The following is a 3,128-nucleotide window of genomic DNA, read 5'->3' as shown; positions in this document are numbered from 1 at the left end:
CCGCCCAGCGCCCCCGCCCCCATCACACCGACGCCGATCCGGCCGGCGGCACGGTTGGGCGCGCCGCTCCAGACATGCCGGCGCTGCCGTCGTGCGTAACTGAACATGTCGCGATGGCAGGACAGCACCGCCCACAGCACATATTCGATCATGCCGTCCACCAGGCCCGGCTCGACCATGCGGACCACCTTCACCTGTCCGGGCACCGAGGCGAGGTTGAGCTGGTCGATCCCGGCCCCCACCGAAAACAGGACCTCGAGATTGGGCAGCAGCGCGCCGATCCCGTCCGGCACCTGCCAGGCGGCCAGATAGCGCACGTCCTCCGCCGGTCCGGTTTCGGGCCAGGCATGGAAGGGCAGGTCCGGCAGTTCGGCGGCGAAGCGTGGTTGCCAGACGATGCGGCGCGCGTCGGTGGATTTGAAGACGAAGGACATGGCGGGCCCCTATCCGATGGCCTGGCTGGTCAGGGCATAGTAGCCCGGGCCGTCCGGCGCGGCCGTCATCGCATCGGTGGACATCGTGTTGACGGTGTCGACACGGATCAGCCCCATGTCATCCAGCCAGGATGAGAGGCCGCACGCGGCGGGGATATCCACCCGCAGGAATTCGCCGCCATGCGTGCCGATCCAGTGCGCGATCAGGGCGCGGGCCCCGATCGGCGTGGCGGCGGCGACCGGACCGATCAGCCAGCCCCAGCCGAATTTCCGGCAGAAGGAATAACCGACGATGCCGTCCCCGGTATCGATCACCACCCCCTTGGCCGCCGCGACCAGGTCCTCGATCAGGCGCGCGCGGTCCATGCCCGTCGCCGCGCCGTCCAGCGCCGCCAGTTCCTGCAGGTCCTGCTGCACGACGGGCCGCAGGCGATGTCCGGGTTCCAACGGGACGATCGGGGCGGACACGCCGTTGCCCTGGTGCTGCTCGACGATTCCGGTCGGGATGAAGCCCAGTTTTTCATAGAGCGGCTGGCCGGCCGGCGTGGCGTTCAGATACAGCGAATAGCCCGGCAGCAGGCGGCGCACCGTGGCGAGCAGCGTCCGGCCGATCCCGTGTCCCTGCCAGGCATTCGCCACGATCACCAGCCCCACCGTGGCATAGCGCGTGCCGAACGGCCACCACAGGATGGTACCGATCACCGCGCCGTTTTCCAGCGTGGCGACCAGCCCGTGGCCCTGCCGCAGCATGAAGTCCCAGTCCTCCAGCCGGTGCGGCCAGCCCAGTGCCTTGGACAGCAGGACGGCATCGGGCAGGTCGCCGGACGTCATGGCGCGGATGCCGATTTCCGCCCTTCCGTCCCTGCCCGGGATCTGTTTCACGCTTGTCGGAATCATCACGAACGCTCCTGCGGGGCCGTCAGGTTCTCGACCAGGAAGGCCGGCTTGATGATGGGGGATTTGATGACGATGTAGCTGAAATATTTCTCGATCCCGATATTCTGGTCCAGCAGGGCCTCGATCGTCTCTTGGTAATGTTCGACGCTGCGGACCATGAATTTCAGAAGATAGTCATATCCCCCGCTGATCAGGTGGCATTCCACGACCGGGTCGACCCGCAGGATCGCGGCCTCGAAGCGCGAGAAATCGTCACGCCGATGGTCCGACAGCGTCACTTCGGTAAAGACCGTCAGCACGCTGGCGATCTTCTGCAGCGCGATCTGCGCCCCGTAGCCGACGATATAGCCCGCCGCCTCCAGCCGCTTGACGCGGATCAGGCACGGGCTGGCCGACAGCCCGACGCGGTTGGCCAGCTCCACATTGGTCAGTCGCCCGTTCTTCTGCAATTGGGCAAGGATTTTCAGATCGATGCGATCCAGCTTGGGCAAGGGTGCCATGGAATCCGTCGTCTCTTCGCTGGGATGCCGCCCTACGCGCCCGCCAGGGCGACATGGAGGGTTTTCAGTTCGAGGAATTCCTCGATGCCGACACGCCCGCCCTCGCGGCCCAGCCCCGATTGCTTGACGCCGCCGAACGGCGCCGTCGCCGTCGAGATCGTGCCCGTATTCAGGCCGACCATGCCGAAATCCAGCGCCGCGCCGACCCGCCAGGCGCGGTCGAGGTCGCGGGTGAAGAAATAGCTGGCCAGGCCGAACGGCGTGGCGTTCGCCTGGGCCACCGCCGCCTCCTCGGACGTGAAACGGAACAATGGCAGGACCGGACCGAACGTTTCCTCGCAGGCGATGCGCATGTCGGCGGTCACGTCCGCCAGCACCACCGGGTCGACGAAGCGCCCGTCGATCGCGAACGGGCGGCCGACGATCCGCGCCCCCTTCGCCAGCGCGTCCTCGACATGGGCCTTCACCTTTGCCACCGCGGCGTCGTTGATCAGCGGGCCGATCTGCACGCCGGGCGCAAGCCCGTCGCCCACGGTCAGCGCCGCGACCTCGGCCGCCAGGCGCGCGGCGAAGGCGTCATAGATCCCGTCCTGGACATAGGCGCGGTTGGCGCAGACGCAGGTCTGGCCGGCATTGCGGAACTTGCTGGCCATCGTTCCGGCCACCGCGACGTCCAGATCGGCGTCGTCGAAGACGATCAGCGGCGCGTTGCCGCCCAGTTCCAGGCTGAGCCGCTTGATCGTATCGGCGCACTGGCGCATCAGCAGCGCGCCCACCGCCGTGGATCCGGTAAAGGACAGTTTGCGGACGATCGGGCTGCCGGTCAGTTCCGGCCCGATCTCGCGCGCATGGCCGGTGACGATCGACAGCAGGCCGGGCGGCAGGCCCGCCCGTTCCGCCAGCACCGCCAGGGCCAGGGCGGAATAGGGCGTCAGTTCCGACGGCTTGATCACCATGCTGCAGCCCGCGGCGATCGCCGGGCCGCATTTGCGCGTGATCATCGCCAGCGGGAAGTTCCATGGCGTGATCGCGGCCGTCACGCCCACCGGTTCCTTCATCACCAGGATCCGCCGGTCGGCCGCGGGCGCCAGCGTTTCGCCCTCCATCCGCTCGGCCTCGGCGGCGAACCATTTCAGGAACGAGGCGGCATAGACGACCTCGCCCTTCGCCTCGGCCAGCGGCTTGCCCTGCTCCAGCGTCATGATGCGCGCCAGATCGTCGGCATGGCGCATCATCAGCCCGTGCCAGGCCGTCAGGATTTCGGCACGCTGCGCGGCCGGGGTCCGCCGCCACTGCG

General features: G+C 67.9%; 3 protein-coding genes and 1 pseudogene. All 4 read right to left on the bottom strand.

Annotation, left to right across the window (positions count from 1 at the left end):
* A pseudogene (locus tag HUK84_RS13500) lies at positions 1 to 434 on the bottom strand (glyoxylate/hydroxypyruvate reductase A); the annotation flags it as partial.
* Positions 435 to 443: 9 nt separating this feature from the next.
* Positions 444 to 1,331, bottom strand: coding sequence for a GNAT family N-acetyltransferase (locus HUK84_RS13495; RefSeq protein WP_176640753.1), 888 nt, complete (start codon positions 1,329 to 1,331; stop codon positions 444 to 446).
* A complete protein-coding gene (locus HUK84_RS13490) occupies positions 1,331 to 1,831 on the bottom strand; it encodes an Lrp/AsnC family transcriptional regulator (RefSeq protein ID WP_176640752.1) in 501 nt (166 codons plus the stop codon). The genes HUK84_RS13495 and HUK84_RS13490 overlap by 1 nt, the downstream gene beginning before the upstream one ends.
* A 32-nt stretch (positions 1,832 to 1,863) precedes the next feature.
* On the bottom strand, positions 1,864 to 3,128 hold a 1,265-nt coding region (locus tag HUK84_RS13485), incomplete at its 5' end, for an NAD-dependent succinate-semialdehyde dehydrogenase (protein WP_176640751.1).

This window comes from Nguyenibacter vanlangensis (assembly GCF_013376155.1).
Classification (GTDB): Bacteria; Pseudomonadota; Alphaproteobacteria; order Acetobacterales; family Acetobacteraceae; genus Gluconacetobacter; species Gluconacetobacter vanlangensis.
Note: the sequence above shows the minus strand (reverse complement) of the source record. Positions and strands in the feature narration are given on the sequence as shown.

Excerpts from the sequence above, each read along its gene's own strand:
- HUK84_RS13495 (WP_176640753.1), bottom strand. The coding sequence starts at position 1,331 with ATGATTCCGACAAGCGTGAAACAGATCCCGGGCAGGGACGGAAGGGCG.
- HUK84_RS13490 (WP_176640752.1), bottom strand. The coding sequence starts at position 1,831 with ATGGCACCCTTGCCCAAGCTGGATCGCATCGATCTGAAAATCCTTGCC.